The following is a 20,405-nucleotide window of genomic DNA, read 5'->3' as shown; positions in this document are numbered from 1 at the left end:
AGCGGAGAGGAGAAGAGAGCTGTCAGTTCAGCCCGCAAAACGAGCCTCACGAACAGCATTACCTGCTCAGAGCAAGCGCGCGCGGGAAAGTTCAATCGATCTGAAATTTTTTTGTAGGTCCGGTGTGCGAAACCGGGCATATCGAATCAGGCGGAAAGCACTTCGAAAGCGAGCACCGCGACGATCGCGCCCACGTTCGCGATGACCGCTTCGAAAAGCACGCCTCGCCACGTCGAAGGACGGAATTTCACCGCAAGCAGCAGTGCCGTCAAAAGCGCGATGGCGATCATCGCGACGAGATGAGCACTCTGCAGATGAATGCGCATGGCGGCCTCCATTCTCGGGTTCGCGGCATTCGTTTCCGCGAACCGTTTCTTGTCGAACTTGTTTCGAGTATAGGCAGCGGCAGATTTACTGGAAAGCGGACAAAAAAGTCATTTTGCCGCCAGCTTGCCGACTGCCATCGAGTGTTAATTTAAATACTCGTTGATTCAGGGAATTTTCTTTTCAGGCTAGGTACAAACCCCGTATGTGCGCGAGGCCGTTGTGGCGGCGCGCCGAAACCGCAAGTCCGTGGAGCATTCGCCAGATGACTTCCCCGACGACACGTTCTCTCGAAGTCGATTTCTTTCGAGGAATCGTGCTGCTCATTATCGCGGTGGACCATATAACGGGAAGTGTGCTGTCCCGCTTTACGCTGCATCAATATGCTTTCTGCGATTCCGCAGAAGTATTCGTGTTTCTTGGCGGTTATGCGTCGGCGGCGGCTTATACGGCGCTTGCGACTCGCCGTAGTGATTCAGCCGCGCGCCGACGCTTTTTCAAACGCAGTTGGGAAATCTATCGCGCCTATTTGTTCACGGCGTTCCTGATGCTGGTCGGCGGCGCGCTTCTGATGGCGCTCAAGGTCGACACGCCGATGGTCCAGTACACCGAATGGCCAAACTTCCTCACGAGACCGTTCGGCCTGACCGTCGATATCGCGTTGCTGCGTCAGCAGCCGTATCTGTCCGCGGTGCTCCCGATGTACTCGGTGTTCGCGCTCGCCGTGCCGGTGATCGTTCCGCTTGCACAGAAGAAGCCGGTTATCGCGATGTTCGGCAGCCTGCTCGTGTGGCTCGCAGCCATGCCGCTCTTGCGCTTTCTGCCGGGCACCTACGGCGAAGCGTGGTCGTTCAACCCGTTCGCCTGGCAACTGATGTTCATGACCGGCATTCTTTCGCGCGTCCAGCCGATCAGCGACGAATTTCATGCCGGCCGCGCCGCGCGCTGGCTGACGGCGGGCGCGATCGCCATCGCGCTGACCTTCGCGTTCTACAAGCTCTTCCTCGAAACCCAGGCGCCGCCGGGATACATGAAGCAGAACCTCGCGACACTGCGCATCGTGAGTTTTGCGGCGATCGCGTGGATCGTCGCGCGCGGGGTGTATGCGGGATGGATCGGCAGGCTCGCGCGCAAGCTGCCCGGCATCGTGACGATCGGCCAGCAAGGGCTCGTGTGCTTCATCGCGGGAACATGCGTATCGCTCGTACTGGACTCTGCGCTTCGCGCGATGGGCGTGCTCGGGCTGGGCCGCTATCCGTCGCACTGGATTCTGGGACTCATCGCCGATGGCATCGCCATCGTCAGTCTGCTGACGCTCGCGCGCTTCTGGGCCGACCGCAAGGCGGCGAAAGCGGCGCGCGCGAAGGGCGTCGAGCGGCCGACGCCGCGCATTCCGGTCATCAAGGGCAGGCCGGTGCCTGCCCACGTGACGAACCAGCGCGACCGCTAGCTCATTCCAGCGTGATGCTGCGAGTCTCGCGCATGCAGAGCACCGCGATGAGGCTCACCGCCGCCGCCGCCGACACATAGCCGCCCACCCACGTCAACCCGCCGCGATTGGCGAGCAGTTGCGCGATGTAAGGCGCCACCGATGCACCCAGAATCCCGCCGAGGTTGTAAGCGACGCCCGCGCCCGTGTAGCGCACGTTGGTCGGGAACAGCTCGGGCAGGAGCGCGCCCATCGGCGCGAAGGTCACGCCCATCAAAAACAGTTCGATGGTGAGGAAGAGCGCGACATGGATCGTGTCGCCGCTGCCGAGGAGCGGGGCCATCGCGAAGCCGGACAGAATCGCCAGCAGGCAGCCGACGATCAGCACGGGCTTGCGGCCGAAGCGGTCACTCGCGATCGCGGATATCGGCGTGGCGATCGCCATGAACAGCACGGCGAAGCACAAAAGTCCCAGGAACGTCTCGCGCGCGAAATGCAGCTTGGCAACGCCGTAGGACAGCGAGAACACCGTCGAGATGTAGAAGAGCGTGTAGCAGACGACCATCGCGAACGCGCCGAGCAGCGTCGGCACGAGATGGCTGGAAAGCAGCGTCGCGACCGGCACCTTCACGCGCTCTTCGCGTTCGACGGCCGCGCGGAACGCCGGCGTCTCCGCGATCTTCAGGCGCACATAGAGGCCGAGCGCGACTAGCACGGCGCTCACGATGAATGGCACGCGCCAGCCCCAGCTGCGGAACTGCTCGTCGGAGAGCGACAGTGCGAGACCGAAGAAGAGGCCGTTCGACGCAAGGAAGCCGATCGACGGTCCGAGCTGCGGAAACATGCCGAAGAGACCGCGCTTGCCTTTGGGCGCGTATTCGGTCGCGAGGAGCGCGGCGCCGCCCCATTCGCCGCCGAGACCGATGCCCTGCCCGAAGCGCAGGACGCACAGAAGGATCGGCGCGAGGCTGCCGATCGAATCGTAGCCGGGCACGAAGCCGATGAGTGTCGTCGAGACGCCCATCACGAGCAGGGACGCGACGAGCGTCGATTTGCGGCCGATCCGGTCGCCGAAGTGACCGAAGATGAACGAGCCGATGGGCCGTGCAAAGAACGCGATGCCGAACGTGACGAATGCGGAGAGCGCCTGTGCGGCGGGCGAGTCGTGCGGAAAGAACACCGGTCCGATGACGAGCGCGGCTGCAGTCGCATAGACATAGAAGTCGTAGAACTCGATCGCGGTGCCGATGAAGCTCGCGAAAATGACGCGAGAAGCGCTTTGGGATCCGTCGCCGGGCTTGGCGGCGGAAAGCGAGGGTGAGGACATATCGTCTCCGTTGTCGTGTTGCCTTGGTGCGAAGCATTGTCGCGCGCATCGCCGGGCAAGAGCGATTGAAATGACGAGCGATATCGTCGCTCGACGCGCGTCAGCTTTCTGTAGGGATTGCAGTGCGATGGCTGTAAAGCCAGGGTTGACGGCGCGCGTGAGTAGCGCGCGGTGTCGCGGCGCAGCTTGACTGCGCTCAGGCGCTTCGCGTGACGCGCGGGTGGGCGCGAGGCGAAGGCCGCGCCGGAAGCGGGCCCGGCAGGGGTCAAAAAATTATAACGAGCGTGCGGGTCGGGCGCCAATCAATCGATGGTCGTCGCCTGCGGCGAGTGCGAGGTCTGCAACTGGAACTGGCCGTTGTCGTTGAACATCCAGCCTTCGAAAAGCTCCAGCTGACCTTTGCCGTTCAGAAGACGCGCGGGCGGGGCGGGCAGCGGCGATGCACGGCGCAGCGAGGCGAGCGCGGTGGCTTCGGCTTCGTCGTCGCCATTGGTGCGATACACCGACGAGTCGACGACCCGTCCGCCGCGATCCACCGTGAACGACACGAGCACAAAAGAGCGCAGCATGGCCTGCGGCGTGCCCTTCAGCACGAGCGAAGGATTACGCTCGAAAATACGCTGGGCGATGTGTGCCTTGTATTCGTCGAGCGTCGGACCGGACACGGCGGGCGCGGCCGCGCGCGTGGCCACGACGCTGGGTGGCGGTGTGATTGTGCAGGCGCTCATCGCGAGCGCGCCGATAAGCGCAACGGCGATAGAGCAGGAACGTGACGCGGACATCGCAGGCAATGGCGAGACTGGCGTTACTTCAATGGTAGTCGCTGCGAAGGCGGGCGGCGGAACGAATACGTGCGCTACCGCTCGCTCGGGCGCGGGACTTGCTGCTGATGCTTTCATTCGAAAGCACTCCAGGAGGGCGCCATGAATAGCGAAACGAATAGTCCGGACGACGGCAAGAGCACCGAGCACAGCGACAACGAGAAAAGCAAGTTGCCGGACCGCGATGACGAGAATCGCAAGCAAGGCCCGAACGACAGGCCGGGCAAGCAGTCGGGAGAGGGCGAGGCGCCGGTCGGCTGAGCCGTCGCGCCGTTCGGCGCGTGAGCGGGATCGGCGACGCGGTGCTACTGTTGTTGGGGGATGTCCCCGGTTTTCGGGAGAGAGCCATGTCACGCAAGAACCATCCTGCACCGTCGGGCGCGCCTGCACGGCAACAGCAACCGGCCGCGGCGGCGCATTCGAAGAGTGAATCGAAACGCGCCGCGCCTAAACCGGACGCGGCCAAGGCGGAGCCGGTTCCGCACGTTCGGCCGCCCGTCAGGTCCGACGACAACTGAGGCACGCCGGTTCTCTCGTCAGTCTGTGTATGGCTTGACGAGTTCGGCGCAGCGTATCGGCGCGGCGGCACGGACTGTTCCGGTCTCCGCCCCGCGCGTTTCCACGCAGCGATAGAGGCTGTTGGTTTTCTGAAGCACGTAGGTGTCTTCAGGCAGGCCGGAGCTGCGTGCGGCGACGCTCGTCACCGCAACAATCCCATAGCCGTTTTGAATCAGGTCGAAGAGCGTTGCTTCGGTCGCGCCCCATTGCGCGTTCGGCTGAGACTGGGCATGCGCCGGCAGGCTTACGGCGGCGACGCAGCCGAAGAGGATGGGCAGGATGCGGCCTGGCTTCATGGACGGTTCTCCGCGTTTTTGATCGATGAGGCGGTTAGATGGCGTTCGAGCCGTTGTGTTCACATCGATTTTGTTCGGAACGCGAGGTTTGTTTTGTGTTGGAAGGAAAAAGGAGCCTCGCTCGAGGCGAGGCCGAAGTCTTTCCATACCCATCGAAAGTCCTCCTTCGACCGAGATGGGGAAACTCGGAAAAGGAGGCATCGCGACGATACATGGCTCTTTGTGCACCGGGTAGGCGGATTGTCTTCGTTTCAGTCTGGCGCGTCGCTGGATTAGCAGGGTTTTCCGTTAATCATAAGGATATCGAATCGAACGACTGCGACGACGGGCTTCTTCCGTCATCGGGGCAACGCTATCGCGACAGGCTCGAAAATCGGCATCGGCGACTATCCGATAGCGGAAACTTTGTTCCGCAGAAACAACAAAAGCCCCGTAAGCTTTTAACTTACGAGGCTTTCTTCATTCTCTGGCGGAGGCGGTGAGATTCGAACTCACGGAAGGATCGCTCCTTCGCCGGTTTTCAAGACCGGTGCCTTAAACCGCTCGGCCACACCTCCAGCAAGGCGCGTATTGTAGCGCAAGTCATCGTCGCGGAGAAACGCTCATCCTTCGAGCGATTTCGTCGCCTTGAGCGCGGGAAAAAGCCGCATCCACAAAAGCGCGACGACGATCGTGCCGATTCCGCCGATCAGCACCGCCGGCACCGCGCCGAACAATCCCGCCGTCATCCCCGATTCGAACTCGCCGAGCTGATTCGACGTCCCGATGAACAGCGAATTGATCGCGCCGACGCGCCCGCGCATTTCATCGGGCGTCTGCAACTGCACGAGCGACAGGCGCACCACGACGCTGATCACATCCGACGCCCCCAGCGCCGCGAGCGCAACAAGCGACACATAGATATTGCGCGACAGCCCGAACACGATGGTCGCGATCCCGAACGCGATCACGCCGCCAAACAGCGCATTGCCCGCGCGCTGCCGCAACGGAAAATGCGCGAGCCAGATCGATCCGGCGAGCGCGCCGACAGCGGGCGCCGCGCGCAGAATCCCGAGTCCCCACGGTCCGGTGTGCAGGATGTCGCGCGCGTACACCGGTAGAAGCGCGGTCGCGCCGCCGAGCAGCACCGCGAAGAGATCGAGCGACAGCGCGCCGAGAATCACCGGCTTGCTGCGGATGAAACCGATGCCCGAAAAGAGCGCCTCGATGGACAACGGCGCGCGCATGCGCACCGCTTCGTCGATTTTGATCGCGGCCACCGCGCACGCCGCGACGAGAAACGCGACCGTCACCGCGCCGTACACCGTCAACGCGCCGAGCCCGTAGAGCACGCCGCCCATCGCGGGACCGAGGATTTGCGCGGTCTGGTTCGCGGAAGTCGACCACGCGCTCGCATGCTGCAACTGATTGCGCGCGACGAGATTCGGCAGAAGCGCGGCCATCGACGGCGATTCGAACGCGCGCGCCGCGCCGGTAATGGCGGCGATCGCGTAGATCGGCGCGACATCGTGCCAGCCGTGCCACGCGCCGAGACACAGCACGAGCGCGGCGACGCCTTCGATCGACTGACATACGAACGCGATCGTGCGCCTGTCGTAACGATCCGCGACGTGCCCGACGACAAGCGTCAGCACGAACATCGGCAGGAATTGCGCAAGGCCGACGAGACCGAGCGCGTAAGCGCTATGCGTGATCGAATAGACCTGCCATCCGATCGCGACCGACATCATCTGAAACGCCACCGACGACATCACCCGCGCGGTCCAGAAAAGCGCAAACGGGCGATGCCGCATCACCGAGTCCCGCGCCATCGTCGGCGCGCTCAATTTTGCGGATCCTTCAAGAACAGCGCCTGCAGATCGTTGAGAAAGCGCTGGCCGAACTCGGTCGGCGCAATGCGCTCGATATCGCGCGTGATGAGCCCGCGTTTCTCGGCTTCGACGAGCGCGGGCTCGATCGCGGACAGCGACAAGCCCGTGCGCTCGACGAACGAATGCACCGGAAAGCCTTCGACGAGACGCAGCGTGTTCAGCATGAATTCGAACGGCAGATCGCGCGGGCCGACATCGCGCTCTTCCTGTATCGCGGTCTCGGCGGGCGAGAGCGCCTGATCCATATACGTCGCCGGATGCTTGAAGCGCGCCTGCCGCAGGATCTTCGACGGAAACGACAGCTTCGTATGCGCGCCCGCGCCGATGCCGAGATAGTCGCCGAAGCGCCAGTAATTCAGATTGTGCCGGCTCTGCCGATGCGGTTTCGCATACGCCGACACTTCGTATCGCCCGTAGCCGGCTTCACGCGTGCGTTCGTGAATCCAGTCCTGCATGTCGGCGGAAGCGTCGTCGTCGGGCAGGGCGGGCGGGTATTTGGCGAAGAGCGTGTTCGGCTCCATCGTCAGGTGATACAGCGACAGATGCGGCGGCGCGAAGGAAATAGCCGTGTCGATGTCGTGCCGGCATTCGTCGAGCGATTGCTGCGGCAGCGCGAACATCAGATCGAGATTGAAATTGTCGAAGTGCTTCGCGGCGATCTCGACGGCTTTGCGCGCCTGCGTTGCGTCGTGGATGCGGCCGAGCGCCTTCAGATGCGCTTCGTTGAAGCTCTGGATTCCGATCGACAGGCGGTTCACGCCGCTCGCGCGAAACGATGCGAATTTCGCGGCTTCGAACGTGCCGGGATTGGCTTCGAGCGTGATCTCGGCGTCGGCGTCGATGGGCAGCAACGCGCGCGCATCGGAAAGAAGCCGGTCCAGACCTTTCGCCGACAACAGCGATGGCGTGCCGCCGCCGATGAAGATCGTATGCACCTGCCGTCCCCACACGAGCGGCAACGCGCTTTCGAGATCGGCACGCAAGGCGTCGAGATAGCGTTCCTCGGGGAACGTGTCGTCCTTCGATTCATGCGAATTGAAGTCGCAATAAGGACATTTGCGCACGCACCACGGGAAATGCACGTACAGCGAGAGCGGCGGCAACGATGTCAGCCGGATGCTTCCCGGCGACGTGAAAGCCTGCACCACGTTGATGGTCTTCGGTCCGGCGCTCACGCGAGTTCCTTCAATCGTTGCAGCAAGTCACGCAGCGCGAGCGCGCGATGGCTCAGCGCGTTCTTGCGCGCCGGATCGAGCTCGGCGGCGCTCGCGTTGAGCGTCGGCAGGAAGAAGTACGGATCGTAGCCGAAGCCGTTCGCGCCGCGCGGGACGTCGATCACTTCGCCATGCCAGCGTCCTTCCGCGATGAGCGGTTCGGGATCGTCCGCGTGACGCACGAGCACGAGCACGCAGAAGTAGTACGCGCGGCGATCGGTTGTACCGGCGAGATCGGCGACGAGGCGCGCGTTGTTCGCGGCATCGCTTTTCTCGCCGCCGTTCATCGACGCATAGCGCGCCGAATACACCCCCGGCGCGCCGTTCAGCGCGCGCACGCAGAGTCCGGAATCGTCGGCGAGCGCGGGCAGTCCGGTGAGCGTCGACGCATGCCGCGCCTTCGCCAGCGCATTCTCGACGAAGGTCGCGTGCGGCTCCGGCGCCTCGGGCACGCCGAGCTCGCCTTGCGCGATCAGTTCGATGCCCGCCGCATCCAGGAGCGATGCGAATTCGCGCAGCTTGCCCGCGTTGTTCGACGCGAGCACCACGCGGCCCAGACCCAATGCGTCAGACACCATGAATCCCCAATGCTTCCTTCTGCTTCAGGATCAGCGCCTTGATGCCGCTGTCGGCGAGCGCGATCAGCTCGTTCATCTCGTCACGCGTGAAGGGCGCGCCCTCCGCCGTGCCCTGCACTTCGACGAACCCGCCCGCGCCCGTCATCACGACGTTCATGTCGGTGTCGCATTGGGAGTCTTCGTCGTAGTCGAGGTCGAGCACGGGCGAGCCTTCGAAGATGCCGACCGAGATCGCCGCGACGAATTCCTTGACCGGCGTCTTCGCGATCTTGCCCGACGCGAGCAGTTTGCCGATCGCGTCGTGCGCGGCGACGAACGCGCCCGTGATGCTCGCCGTGCGCGTGCCGCCGTCGGCCTGGATCACGTCGCAATCGATATGCAGCGTGCGCGCGCCGAGCGCGTTCAGGTCGAACACCGAACGCAGCGCGCGGCCGATCAGCCGCTGGATTTCCTGGGTCCGGCCCGTCTGTTTGCCGCGTGCGGCTTCGCGGTCGCTGCGCGTATGCGTGGCGCGCGGCAGCATGCCGTATTCGGCGGTGAGCCAGCCTTGCTCGCGTCCGCGCAAGAACTCGGGCACGCGCTCGGCGACGCTCGCCGTGCAGATCACCTTGGTATCGCCGAATTCGACGAGCACCGAGCCTTCCGCGTGCTTCGTGTAATTGCGCGTGATGCGCACGTCGCGCAACTGGTTCGCGCGGCGGCCGCTCGGGCGCGGGGGAGAAGGCTTGAGCAGGGGAGAGTCGGTCATGGGTCGTGTTCGAGAGAAGGAGACGGGAAAACCCGGCGTAACCCGGCGATTTTATCGTCATTCACCGCCGGGCGTCGGTCGCGCACCCGCCGTCCGGGCGGGCTTCGCGCCAAAAATGGGATAATGCGGATTCCTCGCCCGGCAGCCAAACGCGTGCCAATCCCAAAGCACTTTCGAGAGCGCCGGGCGTATCGTTGAATCGGCCTTCGCAATGAAGGCGCACATCGCGAGACGTACCATGATCTACAGCATGACAGGCTATGCCAGCGCGACGCGCGAAGTCGTCGCGGATGGCGCGGGACCCAATGGCGCGGGCGGTTCGGGCGTCGGCGTATCGGTGGAATTGCGCACGGTGAATTCGCGCTTTCTCGACCTGAATTTCCGCATGCCCGAAGACGTGCGCGCGACCGAGCCGCAATTGCGCGAAATGCTGATGACGAAGCTCTCGCGCGGCAAGGTCGATATCCGCATCAACCTGAATCGCGTCGAGCAGACCGCGAACGCGGGCGCGCTCAATCGCGAGGCGCTCACGCAGCTCGCCACGCTCGAACGCGCCGTGCTCGATGTCTTCGACGGCGCCGAGCGCATGCGCACCGGCGAAATCCTGCGCTGGCCCGGCGTGCTCGCGGAAAGCGCGGTATCGCAGGAAACGCTGCGCGAAGCGGTGCTCGCGTGCGGCAAGCAGGCGATCGCCGATCTCATCGAAGTGCGTGCGCGTGAAGGCGCGGCGCTCGGCCGCGTGCTGATCGACAACGTGATGGAGATGGAAGCGATCGTCGCGCGCATCACGCCGCTCGTGCCGGAACTCATCGCGAAGCATCAGCAGAAGATCGTCGAGCGGCTTCAGGACGCGCTCGGCATCGCGACCACCGAAGGCGGCGCGACGGTCACGACGAGCGTGCCGCGCGAGGAAATCGCCGAACGCATCCGTCAGGAAGTGACGATGTACGGCATCCGTATCGACATCGCGGAAGAATTGCAGCGTCTCACCGCGCACCTCGCCGAGACGCGCCACGTGCTGCAAAAGGGCGGCAAGGTCGGCAAGCGGCTCGACTTCATGATGCAGGAGCTGAACCGCGAGGCGAACACGCTTGGCTCGAAGGCGGCCGCGAAGGAACTCGCGGATGCATCGATGACGCTCAAGCTGCTCATCGAGCAGATGCGCGAGCAAGTACAGAATCTGGAGTAACGCACCATCATGCCGAATACCACGCACCGCTCGCATAGTCATTACACGGGCATCTATCCCGGCAATCTGTTCATGGTCGTCGCGCCTTCGGGCGCGGGCAAGTCGACGCTCGTGAACGCGCTGCTCGCCGAGGACCGGGACATCCTGTTGTCGGTTTCGTACACGACGCGCGAGGCGCGTTCGAAGGAAACCAACGGCGTGCAATATCACTTCGTGTCCGTCGACGAATTCATGGAGCGGCGCGAAAAGGGCGAGTTTCTCGAAAGCGCCGAAGTTCATGGCAACTACTACGCGACGTCGAAGCTGTGGATCGCGGACCAGATGAAGCAGGGCCACGACGTGCTGCTCGAAATCGACTGGCAGGGCGCGCAGCAGGTGAAGAAGCAGTTCCGCAACGCGGTGGAAATTTTCATTCTGCCGCCGTCGCTCGATGCGCTCGAAGACCGTCTCAAGAAACGCGGCCAGGATTCCGACAAAGTGATCGTGCGACGCCTGCTCGCGGCCGGCAGCGAGATGGCGCATGCGTCGGAAGCGGAGTATGTCGTCATCAACGAGAACTTCGATCGCGCGCTCAACGAACTGCGCTGTCTCGTCGCCGCGACGCGCCTGCGCTTCACGTCGCAATACGCGCGCAACACGCAGCTTTTTGTGGACCTCGGCATCCACTCGACGCCGCAAGCATGACGCACTGCAGTGGCCGGGTCGTTCGGTCACATAAGGTAGAATAAAACCCATATTGAGAAGGAAACAAACATGGCCCGCATCACCGTCGAAGACTGCCTGAAACAAATCCCGAATCGCTTCGAGCTCGCGCTTGCGGCAACGTATCGCGCGCGCCAGCTCGCGCAGGGCCACACGCCGAAAATCGAGAGCCGCGACAAGCCGACCGTCGTCGCGCTTCGCGAGATCGCCGCCGGCCAGGTTGGCATCGAAATGTTGAAGAAGGTGCCCGTCTAAGGGCCGCCGTTCCGCCCGGTTTTTTGCAACCGACAACCCAGCGCGTCACACCACCACGGAGGGGAAGATGAGTCAGACACCGTTGCCCATCTCCGCCGCCGTGGACCCCGACCTCGAAATCGATCAGGATTCCCTGCTCGATGCCGACAAGCCGCATGCGGCGCGCAAGTACATCGACGCGGTCCTCGAACAGTCCTTCCGCCATCTGTTCGGCCCGACCGCCACGCCGGAGCAGCCGCGCAAGCACGACGTCGTTTCCATCGCGAAACTGACGAACGGGCTCGCGAGCTACATCACTCCGGAAGAGATAAAGGAAGTCAAGGCGGCTTTCCACTTCAGCGACGAAGCGCACCTCGGGCAGTATCGTCAGAGCGGCGAGCCGTACATCACGCATCCGGTCGCGGTCGCGGAAATCTGCGCGGGCTGGAAGCTCGACGCGCAATCGATCATGGCGGCCTTGCTGCACGACGTGATCGAAGACCAGGGCGTGACCAAGACCGAGATCGCGGAGCGCTTCGGCGCGAAGGTCGCGGAACTGGTCGATGGCTTGTCCAAACTGGACAAGATGGAATTCCGCAATCGCGAGGAAGCGCAGGCGGAAAACTTCCGCAAGATGCTGCTCGCGATGGCGCGCGACGTGCGCGTCATTCTCGTCAAGCTCGCCGACCGGCTGCACAACATGCGCACGCTCGGCGCGGTGCCGCCGGAGAAGCGCCGGCGCGTGGCGCGCGAGACGCTGGATATCTACGCGCCCATCGCGCATCGGCTCGGGCTGAACAATACGTATCGCGAGCTGCAGGACCTGTCCTTCGCGAACTTCAATCCGAACCGGTACGCCACGCTCGAAAAAGCGGTGAAGGCCGCGCGCGGGAATCGGCGCGAAGTGGTCGGCAAGATTCTCGAAGCGGTGCAGCGCACCATCGCGGATGCCAAGATCAACGCGGAAGTCACCGGCCGCGAGAAAACGATCTACAGCATCTACAAGAAGATGCGCGACAAGCAGTTGTCGTTCTCGCAGGTGCTCGATGTCTACGGCTTTCGCGTGGTCGTCGAAAGCGCGCTGGAATGCTATACGTGCATCGGCGCGCTGCATGCGCTCTACAAGCCCGTGCCGGGCAAGTTCAAGGACTACATCGCCATTCCGAAGGTGAACGGCTATCAGTCCCTGCATACCACGCTGGTCGGTCCGTTCGGCGCGCCGATCGAGTTCCAGATCCGCACGCGCAAGATGCACGAGATCGCCGAGGCGGGCGTCGCGGCGCACTGGCTATACAAGAACGGCGGCGCGGATCTGAACGACGTCCAGAAGCGCGCGCATCAATGGCTCAAATCGCTGCTCGATATCCAAAGTGAAGCAGGCGATTCGAGCGAATTCCTCGAACACGTCAAGATCGACCTGTTCCCGGACGCGGTCTATGTATTCACGCCGAAGTCGAAGATCATGCCGCTGCCGCGCGGCGCGACCGCGCTCGACTTCGCGTATTCGATCCACAGCGACCTCGGCAATCAATGCGTCGCGGTGAAGATCAACAACGAGCTTCTGCCGCTGCGCACGGAGCTGAAGAGCGGCGATATCGTCGAAGTGATCACCGCGCCGTATTCGAAGCCGAATCCCGCGTGGCTCGGTTTCGTGCGCACCGGCAAGGCGCGCTCGGCGATCCGCCATTACCTGAAGACGATGCGCCTGAACGAGTCCGTCCAGTTGGGTGAGCGGCTCGTCGATCAGAGTCTCAAGGGCTACGGGCTCGCGCTGTCCGACGTCACGCCGGAAGTGTGGGAAAGGCTCGTGCAGTGGACCGGCAACAAGACGCGGCAGGAAATCTTCGCGGATATCGGTCTCGGCCGTCGCGTGGCAGCGGTGATGGCCAAGCGCATCGAAGTGTTGATGAACGGCATCGCAGATGATGACGAGCATCCGCGCGAGCATCACAACACCAATACCGCGCCGCCGGTGGTCATCACAGGCACGGAAGGTATGTCGGTGCAATTGTCGCCGTGCTGCCGGCCGATCCCCGGCGACGACATCATGGGCTATATCGGCATCGGTCTCGGCATGGCGATTCACACGACCGAATGCCGCGTCGCGCAGCGGATTCATCGGCGCGATCCGGGCCGCTGGATCGATGTCGCATGGGCGCCGCAGCCGGGACGGCTCTTCGATGTCGCCGTGAAGGTGCTCGTGAAAAACACGAAGGGCGTCTTCGCACGCGTCGCGGCGGATATCACGTCGGCGGACGCGAACATCGTGCATATCGCCATGGACGAAGACGTGTCGCAGGAAGCGAAGCTCTTGCGCTTCGTGATCCAGGTGAGCGATCGCGTGCACCTGGCGAATGTCATGCGCCGCGTGCGCACCAATCCGGACGTGATGCGCATCGCGCGCGAGCGTCCGAGCGACGAACCGCATCACCGCAATCAGGACGGCGGCATGCGCATCGACCGCGAGCGCGCCGACTACTGACGCGGCGTGGTATGCGGCGTGCATGCCTGTCGTCGATCGACGAACAGGAGAACGCGCCGCAATGAACACTTCCGATCTCGAAGGCGCCACGCTCGACTACTGGGTCGCGCGCGGACTGCACGAATTCATCCGAGAGATTCACTTCACCGACAGCGGAGAGACGCTCTCCATACGCGGCAACGACCGCGGCAAGCCGTGGGACGGACGTTTCCTGCCGTCGACCTCCTGGGAGGCGGCGGCCGTCGTTCTGGAGCGTGCCTGCAAGCTGGAGATGCACGATCACGGGCGCGGCGAGGTAGTCTGCACCGTGAGCTTCGGCAAGGACGGCGAGCCGATGGAAGGGCGGGGGGCGTCGCTGCGGATCGCATTGCTGCGCGCCTTCGTGCGGCACACATTCGGCGATAACGTCGATGATGAGTTCCCGCGCCGGTCGCAGACCTTGCTCGGCGCGCGGGCGGAGGCGATCGGGGAGTCGAGCGCGGTGGCGTCGGTGGAGGACGTGCCGAGGCCGGAGTTGCATATCGGCGATATCGGCTCGGTGCCGCGTCAATAGGCGACGCTTCAAGCTCGCCAGAAACAAAAAGGGCCTTCCGTATGGAAGGCCCTTCGAAAGATGGCGCGGCTGGCAGGATTCGAACCCACGACCCCTTGGTTCGTAGCCAAGTACTCTATCCAACTGAGCTACAGCCGCACGCAAAACGGTACTGCTTATACTGCACGGCGCTTTTGGTTAAGCGCTTGATCTTTTCATCGAGCGGCGCGACCGCCGGGCGTGAAAACATCAGAATAGGTGGCGCGGCTGGCAGGATTCGAACCCACGACCCCTTGGTTCGTAGCCAAGTACTCTATCCAACTGAGCTACAGCCGCACGCAGAAGCGGAATTATAGCCAAGTCCATTCCGAAAAGGAAGGGGTTTTGCCCAGACTATCGAATTTTCTATCAGAAAGCGTTCGACGAAAGGGACTTCCGGCGTGGTAAGTTGGTATCTGGAACGCAAGTACCCCACGCAATCGGACTTCACTCGGCTTCGACCGCATCATGAACAAGGCATTTGTCAAAGAGTCGGATGACACCGACGACGACCTCGAGCTCGGCCATCCCGATGTCCCGGCGGGCACGAAGAATTACATCACGCCAGCGGGCCACAAGCGGCTGCGTGACGAGCTTCTGCAGCTTCTGGATACGGAGCGCCCGGAAGTGGTCAAGCTCGTCTCGTGGGCCGCTTCCAACGGGGATCGCTCGGAGAACGGCGACTATATCTACGGCAAGCGGCGGCTGCGCGAAATCGACCGCCGCATTCGCTTCCTGACGAAGCGCCTGGATCTCGCGGAAGTGGTGGACAGCAGCAAGCAAGAGAACGTCGATCAGGTCTTCTTTGGCGCGACGGTGGACTACGCGGGCGAAGACGGCGATACGAAGACGGTGACCATCGTCGGCGTGGATGAAGTCAATCTGGACATCGGCTACGTGAGCTGGATCTCGCCGGTCGCGCGGGCCCTGTTGAAGGCGAAGACCGGCGACACGGTCGCGCTGCACACGCCGGCGGGCGTGCAGCAGATCGACATTCTGGATGTGCGCTATCCGGACTGATCGAACCTCGCCGTACAGACGAAAAAAAGCCGCTCCGAAGAGCGGCTTTTCTACAACAAGACTGCCTGTGAAGCTTAGAAGCGGTGACGCATGCCGACCGTCGCCGAAACCTGGTTGCCGTTCGACGACATGCCCACACCATTGATCACCGCACCGAACGGCAGGCCTTCCTGGTCGGTCATGTGCTGGTATTCGCCTTGCAGGTACACGTCGGTACGCTTCGACAGCGCGTACGCCGTTTGCAGGCTGAACTGGTGGAACTTCGGCTTTTCGCCGTCGATACGGCTGTCGGTGTAGGTGTAGGCACCCGCGAGCGACAGAGCCGGCGTCAGGTTGTAACGGCCGTTGACTTCGTAGTTGGTGAAGCGAACGTGACCGTCGGTCAGGTTGATCGAGCCAGCGCCTTGCGAGCCGACGTTGGTGATCGACGAAGCGTTGTCCAGCATCGTTTGCGTGAACACGAAGCCGACGGTTGCCGCGCCGAACGCATAGTTCACGCCGCCGCCGAAGATGCGCTGACGGCCAGCGACGAACGGCGTGTTGTCGGTCGTGATCGCGCCGTTGACGTTGTTCGTCGGCGAACCGACGTTGTTCAGTTGCATGTACGCGGCCGCAACGTTCAACGGGCCGTAGTTGTACGAAGCGCCGACGCTGTAAGCGCGGTTATCCGCAAAGCCGCCTGCCTCGTTCGAGAAGCCGTACATCGCGCCCAGCTTGAAGCCGGCGTAGTTCGCGCTCGTGTACTTGACCGAGTTGTTGACGCGGAACGTGTTGTCGAGGTTGTCGTTATCGAACGGGTGGGCGAACTGCGTGCCGCCGTATTGCGTGCCCGTCAGAGCGAGAGGCCCGAGGAAGTCGACCACGGAGTCATATTGACGGCCGAGGGTCACGGCGCCGAACTGGTTGCTCGACAGACCGACGAATGCCTGACGGCCGAATTCGCGACCACCTTGGCCATTCGTGCCGTTCATGATGTTGAAGCCGTTCTCCAACGTGAAGATAGCCTTCAGGCCGCCGCCGAGGTCTTCGGAACCACGCAGGCCCCAACGGCTGCCGTTGACGGAACCGCTCGTCGCCTTCCAGTTGCTATGGCCTTGCTGGTTGTTCGTGTAGGTGATGCCGGCGTCGATCAGGCCGTACAGCGTGACGCTGCTTTGCGCATGAGCGGCGGTAGCAAAAACGCCCGACAGGGCGGCGACCACGAGAGTCTTTTTCATCTTTGTAACTCCGAGAGCAGATTGGGCCGGGGACCCAGGCTTTGAGGAAACCTCGCTCCGGCGCGCTGCGAGAGGCGCGGGCGGAGGAGCAATGCATCGACGATGCGACACATTTGTTTCCGGACCAGACGAAGTGTAAAGACGGTGTTACAGGCGGGACGTTCCAATTTCCACAATAAACCATTGTTGATGCCACAATGATCGTTGCAGCGTATATTTTTCTTTATATACAATGATTTATCTGGGAATAAAGTCGTAAGGACAGAGGTGTCAACCAAATGACGTTGCGCATGCGCGACATGATTCGCGTGAAAAAATGACGGGAAATTTCTCAAGTTCGATTGTTGAGATATCTGAAACAGAAGTTTGCGGCTTTTGCAGGTAATTAATGCGGACCGTATCGCTATACTGTCATTTCTGCTTTCCGAAGCAGACTTTTTCGTTGACGGAAAAAGATCTCCAAACTTTGTCAGCGCGACTTCCCGGTCGCGCTTTTTTTTTGCCCATTGCGTTACCGCGCCTGGGTGCCTTCGGCTGCCACGAGGTCGCCGTCGAGCGGCGTAGCCCAGTCCTCCATCACGTAGTGCCTGGCATCGATAGGCGATGAGAGCAGGTTCTGCCAGTGGTCGCCATGCCAGACGGGATCGAAATCGAGAGATGAAGCGCTCTCTGTCGCTGGCGTGATCGATGGCGCGGCGAACGATTTCAACCAATGCACGAATCGATTAAGTGGAATCATCGTCGGTTGCCCTCCATTACATTTAAGTCGTAGCTTAGTTTCCATGTTGCTTAATGCTGGAGGATCGGGCAAGAGGAGTAAACACTTACGATTCGAATAATCTAGTTTCAGTTTGAATGAATATGCTTCGTGTGCGTCGATATATTGTTCGGGGTTTATTCGAACGTGACCCTGACTGTAGATGTTTCCAGTAGTTCGGACCAGATTTGCCTTTGAAAGTCGGGCGATAAGGTCGATTATCTTTTAGCGAAAATTAAACGTGATATTCGCGTCCGTAGATGGGCGCAACGCGCCATCCCGCGAGACAACGCCGGCCGTTCGCCGCGTAGAGCCTGCGGTCGCGGGCCTACGCCGTCGCCACCTTCGATGCAGATTTGCCCGGACATGATCGAGCTACCGACGCACGTGACCTAAGACTCTGGTAATCCGGGAATGCTATTACGGGTTATCCGCCATTGCGTGAATTACAAATCAGCAAAAGCTGAATAATAAAGAAACAAAAAATCATATTCAGCACGGTTCATTCGAGCCGAATTCGTTCGGCACTTGGAGATAATCCAAACCAGCCGCCATCCGCGACTTCCGTGACCAAAGCCCTCGATCCGACGCTGCGTTAGAATGGGCAATCCAGCCAACGTCCACACCGGCGCCCGCCGCGCCGCCTTCGCCGTCCACGATGCATCCCGATCTGTCCGCAAACCTTGTCTTTCCATCCAAGCCCATCGTATTCGTCGATCTCGAAACGACCGGCGCCACGTTCGGCGTGGACCGCATCACCGAGATCGGCATCGTGGAGGCAGGGCCGTCGGGCATCTCGCAATGGTCATCGCTCGTCAACCCGCAAAAGCCGATTCCCGCGTTCGTCCAGCAGCTGACCGGCATCACCGACGCGATGGTGCGCGACGCCCCGACGTTCGAACAACTCGCATCCGGTCTGCTCGAGCGGTTGAACGGGCGGCTCTTCGTCGCGCATAACGCGCACTTCGATCACGGTTTCCTCAAAGGCGAATTCAGGCGCATGGGTCTTCGCTTCGCGCCGGACGTGCTGTGCACCGTGCAGCTTTCCCGCGCGATCTATCCGGCGGAAAGCCGTCACGGGCTCGATGCACTCGTCGAGCGCCACGCGCTCGTACCTTCGGCGCGGCACCGGGCGCTGGCAGACGCCGACCTGCTCTGGCAGTTCTGGCAACACCTGCATCGCGCAAACACGCAGGATGTCATGCGTGCGCACCTCGAACGCGTGACGCGCCGGTTTCAGCTTGCGGCGCACATCGACGAAGACACGATCGAGCAGATCGTCGCGGGCTGTGGCGTCTATATGTTCTATGGCGACGACGACACGCCGCTCTACGCAGGCCGAAGCGTGCGCTTGCGTCAGCGCGTGCGCTCGCATCTCGTCGGCCCGCGACGTTCGGCGAAAGATCTTCGTCTGTCGGCGCTCGTGCGCCGCCTCGAATGGAGGGCGACGGGCGGCGAGATCGGCGCGCTGTTGGCCGAGGCGCAATGGATAGCGAGCGCGCGTCCGGCGCACAATCGCGCGCCGAAGTCGCGTCCGGGCGATGCCCGCGGCGCGCCGTGGCCTTACGCGGGCGCGATCGCGATCGAGGAGCGCGACGAGGCATCGGGGCAACGCGCGTGGCATGTCATCGACAACTGGTGCTATCTCGGCACCGCCAGCGCACTGGGGCAGGCCGGCGCGCTGCACGCGAGCGCCGATTCACCCGCGTTCGAGCTGTCGACCTATCGCATCCTGAGCGAGCGCCTCGCACGCGGGCTTGTCGTGACACCGATCGCCTGCGGAACAGTTGCGTCCACAGTCTGAGAGCGATCAGCCGACCGCGCCCACGCCGCCCGACGCGCAAACGTGCGAGAGCGCGCGCATGAGCGGCGCGTTCATCGACGAGTTGTAGCGTGTCAAATGCTTCCAGCGCGCGACGCTTTCGGCGAGCCGCACCGGACAGTCCTCCGCATGACGAATCGGCTCGACATGCGCAAGCGCCGACACGAGCGACTGCGTGAGCCGATCGAGCTTCGGCCGCGTGTCCTTCGCGAGATCGGGCGGCGATCCTTCCGGCACCGCTTTCAGCGCACGCCAGTTGGCAAAGAGCGCGTTCTGCACATCCTTGCTGGCGTCGATCTGATCGCGGAAGAACTGCCGCGCGAATTCAGGATCGACTTGCGCGGCCGACGCCTTTTCTTCGACATGCTTGAGCAATGCCTCTTCGCGCGGCGCGTCGGTGATCGGCTCTTGGTGAGCCCACTTCCAGCGCGCGACCGGTTCCGCGAGCGCGAGCCGTTGCGACACGAGTGCAATGAGGTTAGTGAACGGAGTATCGTCGCCGTCCGCGTGCACGGATGAGGGCGCGGCGAGCGCGAGCACGCAGGCGAAAGCGGCGGAGGCGAGGAGGGATGAGTTCGATCGGCGGCGCATCGGTGTCCCGGCAAAAGCGCCAGAATAGCGCACCGCCCTCAAATCTGAACGACAGCAGCCAATTGATGGAAAACGATTCGACGAGGCGAGCCGCACTGCACGACTCGCCCGAATGCGGTCATGAACAAGGGGCGCGACGCGTCCTGGCCTGAGCCATATCCGGACCGGACGGTCCAAGTGCGCCGCGCGCAGCGGGCGTCGTTCTCACGACGACGGCGTGATCCAGTATGTCCGCCTATTTGGACTGCGCCGAGTTGCGCTGTTCGTCGAAGAACGCGCGCACATGCTCGGGCAGCTCGGTCGCGAGAAACTCGACGCCAACCGGTTCCGGATCCGGACAGTGCACTGTGTCGGGCGTCGGGATTTTGGTCGGTTTTGCGTCCATGATTTCTCTCCTCAATGACTACAACAATTGCGCCAACTTGGCCGATGCAGCTTTTGCGCCGCCACATGCAGCCGAAATACCCAATACGGTTCTCTCTATAGATGCGTTATCGGATCGCGAAAGCTTCGGCTTGAGTCCATTCGCGCGATTCGATGTTTCAACGCATGATCGTTCGTGTTGCGGACTGGTCGATATCGGTAATTGCTTGCCGTATCTACTCAATTGCTGCAAAAAGTACAGTTTTTACGGCAGCCCCGAGAGCCGTACCC

The 20,405-nt window shown here is 62.3% G+C and carries 21 protein-coding genes and 3 tRNA genes; 9 read left to right on the top strand and 15 right to left on the bottom strand.

What is annotated here, in order from left to right:
- Window positions 1-146: 146 nt before the first annotated feature.
- Window positions 147-326, bottom strand: a complete 180-nt coding sequence (locus tag PQR08_RS25715) for a hypothetical protein (protein ID WP_187607241.1) — start codon at window positions 324-326, stop codon at window positions 147-149.
- Window positions 327-589: 263 nt separating this feature from the next.
- Here PQR08_RS25715 and PQR08_RS25710 point away from each other — a divergent pair, with 263 nt between their 5' ends.
- The gene (locus PQR08_RS25710) at window positions 590-1,774 is read left to right on the top strand and encodes an OpgC domain-containing protein (protein WP_408162785.1); all 1,185 of its coding nucleotides are present in this window, start codon (window positions 590-592) and stop codon (window positions 1,772-1,774) included.
- Window position 1,775: 1 nt separating this feature from the next.
- Here PQR08_RS25710 and PQR08_RS25705 read toward each other — a convergent pair whose 3' ends face one another.
- Together PQR08_RS25705 and PQR08_RS25700 are read right to left on the bottom strand one after the other, a co-directional pair.
- The gene (locus tag PQR08_RS25705; protein ID WP_238210041.1) at window positions 1,776-3,080 is read right to left on the bottom strand and encodes an MFS transporter; all 1,305 of its coding nucleotides are present in this window, start codon (window positions 3,078-3,080) and stop codon (window positions 1,776-1,778) included.
- Window positions 3,081-3,382: 302 nt separating this feature from the next.
- Complete coding sequence (locus PQR08_RS25700) at window positions 3,383-3,862, bottom strand: TonB family protein (RefSeq protein WP_309879816.1); 480 nt, start codon at window positions 3,860-3,862, stop codon at window positions 3,383-3,385.
- Window positions 3,863-4,003: 141 nt separating this feature from the next.
- On the opposite strand from PQR08_RS25700, the gene PQR08_RS25695 reads away from it, so the two are divergent.
- On the top strand, window positions 4,004-4,162 hold the full coding sequence (locus PQR08_RS25695; RefSeq protein WP_238288208.1) for a hypothetical protein: 159 nt from the start codon (window positions 4,004-4,006) through the stop codon (window positions 4,160-4,162).
- Window positions 4,163-4,437: 275 nt separating this feature from the next.
- Here the strand turns inward: PQR08_RS25695 and PQR08_RS25690 are convergent, their stop codons facing one another.
- The 6 genes from PQR08_RS25690 to rph form a co-directional block, all read right to left on the bottom strand.
- The gene (locus PQR08_RS25690) at window positions 4,438-4,755 is read right to left on the bottom strand and encodes a hypothetical protein (RefSeq protein WP_408162782.1); all 318 of its coding nucleotides are present in this window, start codon (window positions 4,753-4,755) and stop codon (window positions 4,438-4,440) included.
- 467 nt (window positions 4,756-5,222) lie between these two features.
- Window positions 5,223-5,312, bottom strand: a tRNA-Ser gene (locus tag PQR08_RS25685).
- A gap of 45 nt (window positions 5,313-5,357) precedes the next feature.
- Complete coding sequence (locus PQR08_RS25680) at window positions 5,358-6,566, bottom strand: MFS transporter (protein ID WP_408162807.1); 1,209 nt, start codon at window positions 6,564-6,566, stop codon at window positions 5,358-5,360.
- Between the two features lie 11 nt (window positions 6,567-6,577).
- The gene (gene hemW / locus PQR08_RS25675) at window positions 6,578-7,801 is read right to left on the bottom strand and encodes a radical SAM family heme chaperone HemW (RefSeq protein WP_408162780.1); all 1,224 of its coding nucleotides are present in this window, start codon (window positions 7,799-7,801) and stop codon (window positions 6,578-6,580) included.
- Complete coding sequence (gene rdgB, locus PQR08_RS25670) at window positions 7,798-8,418, bottom strand: RdgB/HAM1 family non-canonical purine NTP pyrophosphatase (RefSeq protein WP_408162778.1); 621 nt, start codon at window positions 8,416-8,418, stop codon at window positions 7,798-7,800. Before rdgB ends, hemW begins: the two co-directional genes overlap by 4 nt.
- Complete coding sequence (gene rph / locus PQR08_RS25665) at window positions 8,408-9,166, bottom strand: ribonuclease PH (protein ID WP_187607230.1); 759 nt, start codon at window positions 9,164-9,166, stop codon at window positions 8,408-8,410. Before rph ends, rdgB begins: the two co-directional genes overlap by 11 nt.
- A gap of 238 nt (window positions 9,167-9,404) precedes the next feature.
- Here rph and PQR08_RS25660 point away from each other — a divergent pair, with 238 nt between their 5' ends.
- The 5 genes from PQR08_RS25660 (at window position 9,405) to PQR08_RS25640 (ending at window position 14,326) form a co-directional block, all read left to right on the top strand.
- Entirely contained in the window at window positions 9,405-10,355 is a 951-nt protein-coding gene (locus tag PQR08_RS25660; protein ID WP_408162776.1) for a YicC/YloC family endoribonuclease, read from the top strand.
- Window positions 10,356-10,364: 9 nt separating this feature from the next.
- Window positions 10,365-11,039: a guanylate kinase gene (gene gmk / locus PQR08_RS25655; protein ID WP_187607228.1), complete on the top strand. Its 675-nt coding sequence runs from the start codon at window positions 10,365-10,367 to the stop codon at window positions 11,037-11,039.
- 69 nt (window positions 11,040-11,108) lie between these two features.
- The gene (rpoZ, locus tag PQR08_RS25650; RefSeq protein WP_006999799.1) at window positions 11,109-11,312 is read left to right on the top strand and encodes a DNA-directed RNA polymerase subunit omega; all 204 of its coding nucleotides are present in this window, start codon (window positions 11,109-11,111) and stop codon (window positions 11,310-11,312) included.
- 67 nt (window positions 11,313-11,379) lie between these two features.
- Entirely contained in the window at window positions 11,380-13,773 is a 2,394-nt protein-coding gene (locus PQR08_RS25645; protein ID WP_035505310.1) for a RelA/SpoT family protein, read from the top strand.
- Window positions 13,774-13,834: 61 nt separating this feature from the next.
- Window positions 13,835-14,326 carry a phage protein NinX family protein gene (locus PQR08_RS25640; RefSeq protein WP_408162773.1) on the top strand — a complete coding sequence of 164 codons (492 nt, stop codon included), beginning with the start codon at window positions 13,835-13,837 and terminating at the stop codon, window positions 14,324-14,326.
- A gap of 61 nt (window positions 14,327-14,387) precedes the next feature.
- Here the strand turns inward: PQR08_RS25640 and PQR08_RS25635 are convergent.
- Window positions 14,388-14,464, bottom strand: a tRNA-Arg gene (locus PQR08_RS25635).
- A gap of 100 nt (window positions 14,465-14,564) precedes the next feature.
- Window positions 14,565-14,641, bottom strand: a tRNA-Arg gene (locus tag PQR08_RS25630).
- A gap of 171 nt (window positions 14,642-14,812) precedes the next feature.
- Here PQR08_RS25630 and greB point away from each other — a divergent pair.
- Window positions 14,813-15,364 carry a transcription elongation factor GreB gene (gene greB, locus PQR08_RS25625; protein ID WP_035505314.1) on the top strand — a complete coding sequence of 184 codons (552 nt, stop codon included), beginning with the start codon at window positions 14,813-14,815 and terminating at the stop codon, window positions 15,362-15,364.
- A 74-nt stretch (window positions 15,365-15,438) separates the two neighbouring features.
- Here the strand turns inward: greB and PQR08_RS25620 are convergent, their stop codons facing one another.
- Window positions 15,439-16,581, bottom strand: coding sequence for a porin (locus tag PQR08_RS25620; protein ID WP_035505317.1), 1,143 nt, complete (start codon window positions 16,579-16,581; stop codon window positions 15,439-15,441).
- Between the two features lie 511 nt (window positions 16,582-17,092).
- The gene (locus tag PQR08_RS25615) at window positions 17,093-17,320 is read right to left on the bottom strand and encodes a hypothetical protein (protein WP_408162771.1); all 228 of its coding nucleotides are present in this window, start codon (window positions 17,318-17,320) and stop codon (window positions 17,093-17,095) included.
- Window positions 17,321-17,996: 676 nt separating this feature from the next.
- Here PQR08_RS25615 and PQR08_RS25610 point away from each other — a divergent pair.
- On the top strand, window positions 17,997-19,142 hold the full coding sequence (locus PQR08_RS25610; RefSeq protein WP_408162769.1) for an exonuclease domain-containing protein: 1,146 nt from the start codon (window positions 17,997-17,999) through the stop codon (window positions 19,140-19,142).
- 6 nt (window positions 19,143-19,148) lie between these two features.
- Here PQR08_RS25610 and PQR08_RS25605 read toward each other — a convergent pair whose 3' ends face one another.
- Entirely contained in the window at window positions 19,149-19,751 is a 603-nt protein-coding gene (locus tag PQR08_RS25605) for a chorismate mutase (protein WP_238210062.1), read from the bottom strand.
- A 235-nt stretch (window positions 19,752-19,986) separates the two neighbouring features.
- A complete protein-coding gene (locus PQR08_RS25600; RefSeq protein ID WP_035505326.1) occupies window positions 19,987-20,136 on the bottom strand; it encodes a hypothetical protein in 150 nt (49 codons plus the stop codon).
- Between the last annotated feature and the right edge of the window lie 269 nt (window positions 20,137-20,405).

Source organism: Caballeronia jiangsuensis (genome assembly GCF_046030135.1).
Classification (GTDB): Bacteria; Pseudomonadota; Gammaproteobacteria; order Burkholderiales; family Burkholderiaceae; genus Caballeronia; species Caballeronia jiangsuensis.
This window is presented reverse-complemented; position numbering and strand designations above follow the sequence as displayed.

What these genes read in the sequence shown, in the direction of transcription:
- PQR08_RS25715 (WP_187607241.1), bottom strand. Translation starts at nt 326, where the DNA reads ATGCGCATTCATCTGCAGAGTGCTCATCTCGTCGCGATGATCGCCATC.
- PQR08_RS25710 (WP_408162785.1), top strand. Translation starts at nt 590, where the DNA reads ATGACTTCCCCGACGACACGTTCTCTCGAAGTCGATTTCTTTCGAGGA.
- PQR08_RS25705 (WP_238210041.1), bottom strand. Translation starts at nt 3,080, where the DNA reads ATGTCCTCACCCTCGCTTTCCGCCGCCAAGCCCGGCGACGGATCCCAA.
- PQR08_RS25700 (WP_309879816.1), bottom strand. Translation starts at nt 3,862, where the DNA reads ATGTCCGCGTCACGTTCCTGCTCTATCGCCGTTGCGCTTATCGGCGCG.
- PQR08_RS25695 (WP_238288208.1), top strand. Translation starts at nt 4,004, where the DNA reads ATGAATAGCGAAACGAATAGTCCGGACGACGGCAAGAGCACCGAGCAC.
- PQR08_RS25690 (WP_408162782.1), bottom strand. Translation starts at nt 4,755, where the DNA reads ATGAAGCCAGGCCGCATCCTGCCCATCCTCTTCGGCTGCGTCGCCGCC.
- PQR08_RS25680 (WP_408162807.1), bottom strand. Translation starts at nt 6,566, where the DNA reads ATGGCGCGGGACTCGGTGATGCGGCATCGCCCGTTTGCGCTTTTCTGG.
- rdgB (WP_408162778.1), bottom strand. Translation starts at nt 8,418, where the DNA reads ATGGTGTCTGACGCATTGGGTCTGGGCCGCGTGGTGCTCGCGTCGAAC.
- rph (WP_187607230.1), bottom strand. Translation starts at nt 9,166, where the DNA reads ATGACCGACTCTCCCCTGCTCAAGCCTTCTCCCCCGCGCCCGAGCGGC.
- PQR08_RS25660 (WP_408162776.1), top strand. Translation starts at nt 9,405, where the DNA reads ATGATCTACAGCATGACAGGCTATGCCAGCGCGACGCGCGAAGTCGTC.
- gmk (WP_187607228.1), top strand. Translation starts at nt 10,365, where the DNA reads ATGCCGAATACCACGCACCGCTCGCATAGTCATTACACGGGCATCTAT.
- rpoZ (WP_006999799.1), top strand. Translation starts at nt 11,109, where the DNA reads ATGGCCCGCATCACCGTCGAAGACTGCCTGAAACAAATCCCGAATCGC.
- PQR08_RS25645 (WP_035505310.1), top strand. Translation starts at nt 11,380, where the DNA reads ATGAGTCAGACACCGTTGCCCATCTCCGCCGCCGTGGACCCCGACCTC.
- PQR08_RS25640 (WP_408162773.1), top strand. Translation starts at nt 13,835, where the DNA reads ATGAACACTTCCGATCTCGAAGGCGCCACGCTCGACTACTGGGTCGCG.
- greB (WP_035505314.1), top strand. Translation starts at nt 14,813, where the DNA reads ATGAACAAGGCATTTGTCAAAGAGTCGGATGACACCGACGACGACCTC.
- PQR08_RS25620 (WP_035505317.1), bottom strand. Translation starts at nt 16,581, where the DNA reads ATGAAAAAGACTCTCGTGGTCGCCGCCCTGTCGGGCGTTTTTGCTACC.
- PQR08_RS25615 (WP_408162771.1), bottom strand. Translation starts at nt 17,320, where the DNA reads ATGATTCCACTTAATCGATTCGTGCATTGGTTGAAATCGTTCGCCGCG.
- PQR08_RS25610 (WP_408162769.1), top strand. Translation starts at nt 17,997, where the DNA reads ATGCATCCCGATCTGTCCGCAAACCTTGTCTTTCCATCCAAGCCCATC.
- PQR08_RS25605 (WP_238210062.1), bottom strand. Translation starts at nt 19,751, where the DNA reads ATGCGCCGCCGATCGAACTCATCCCTCCTCGCCTCCGCCGCTTTCGCC.
- PQR08_RS25600 (WP_035505326.1), bottom strand. Translation starts at nt 20,136, where the DNA reads ATGGACGCAAAACCGACCAAAATCCCGACGCCCGACACAGTGCACTGT.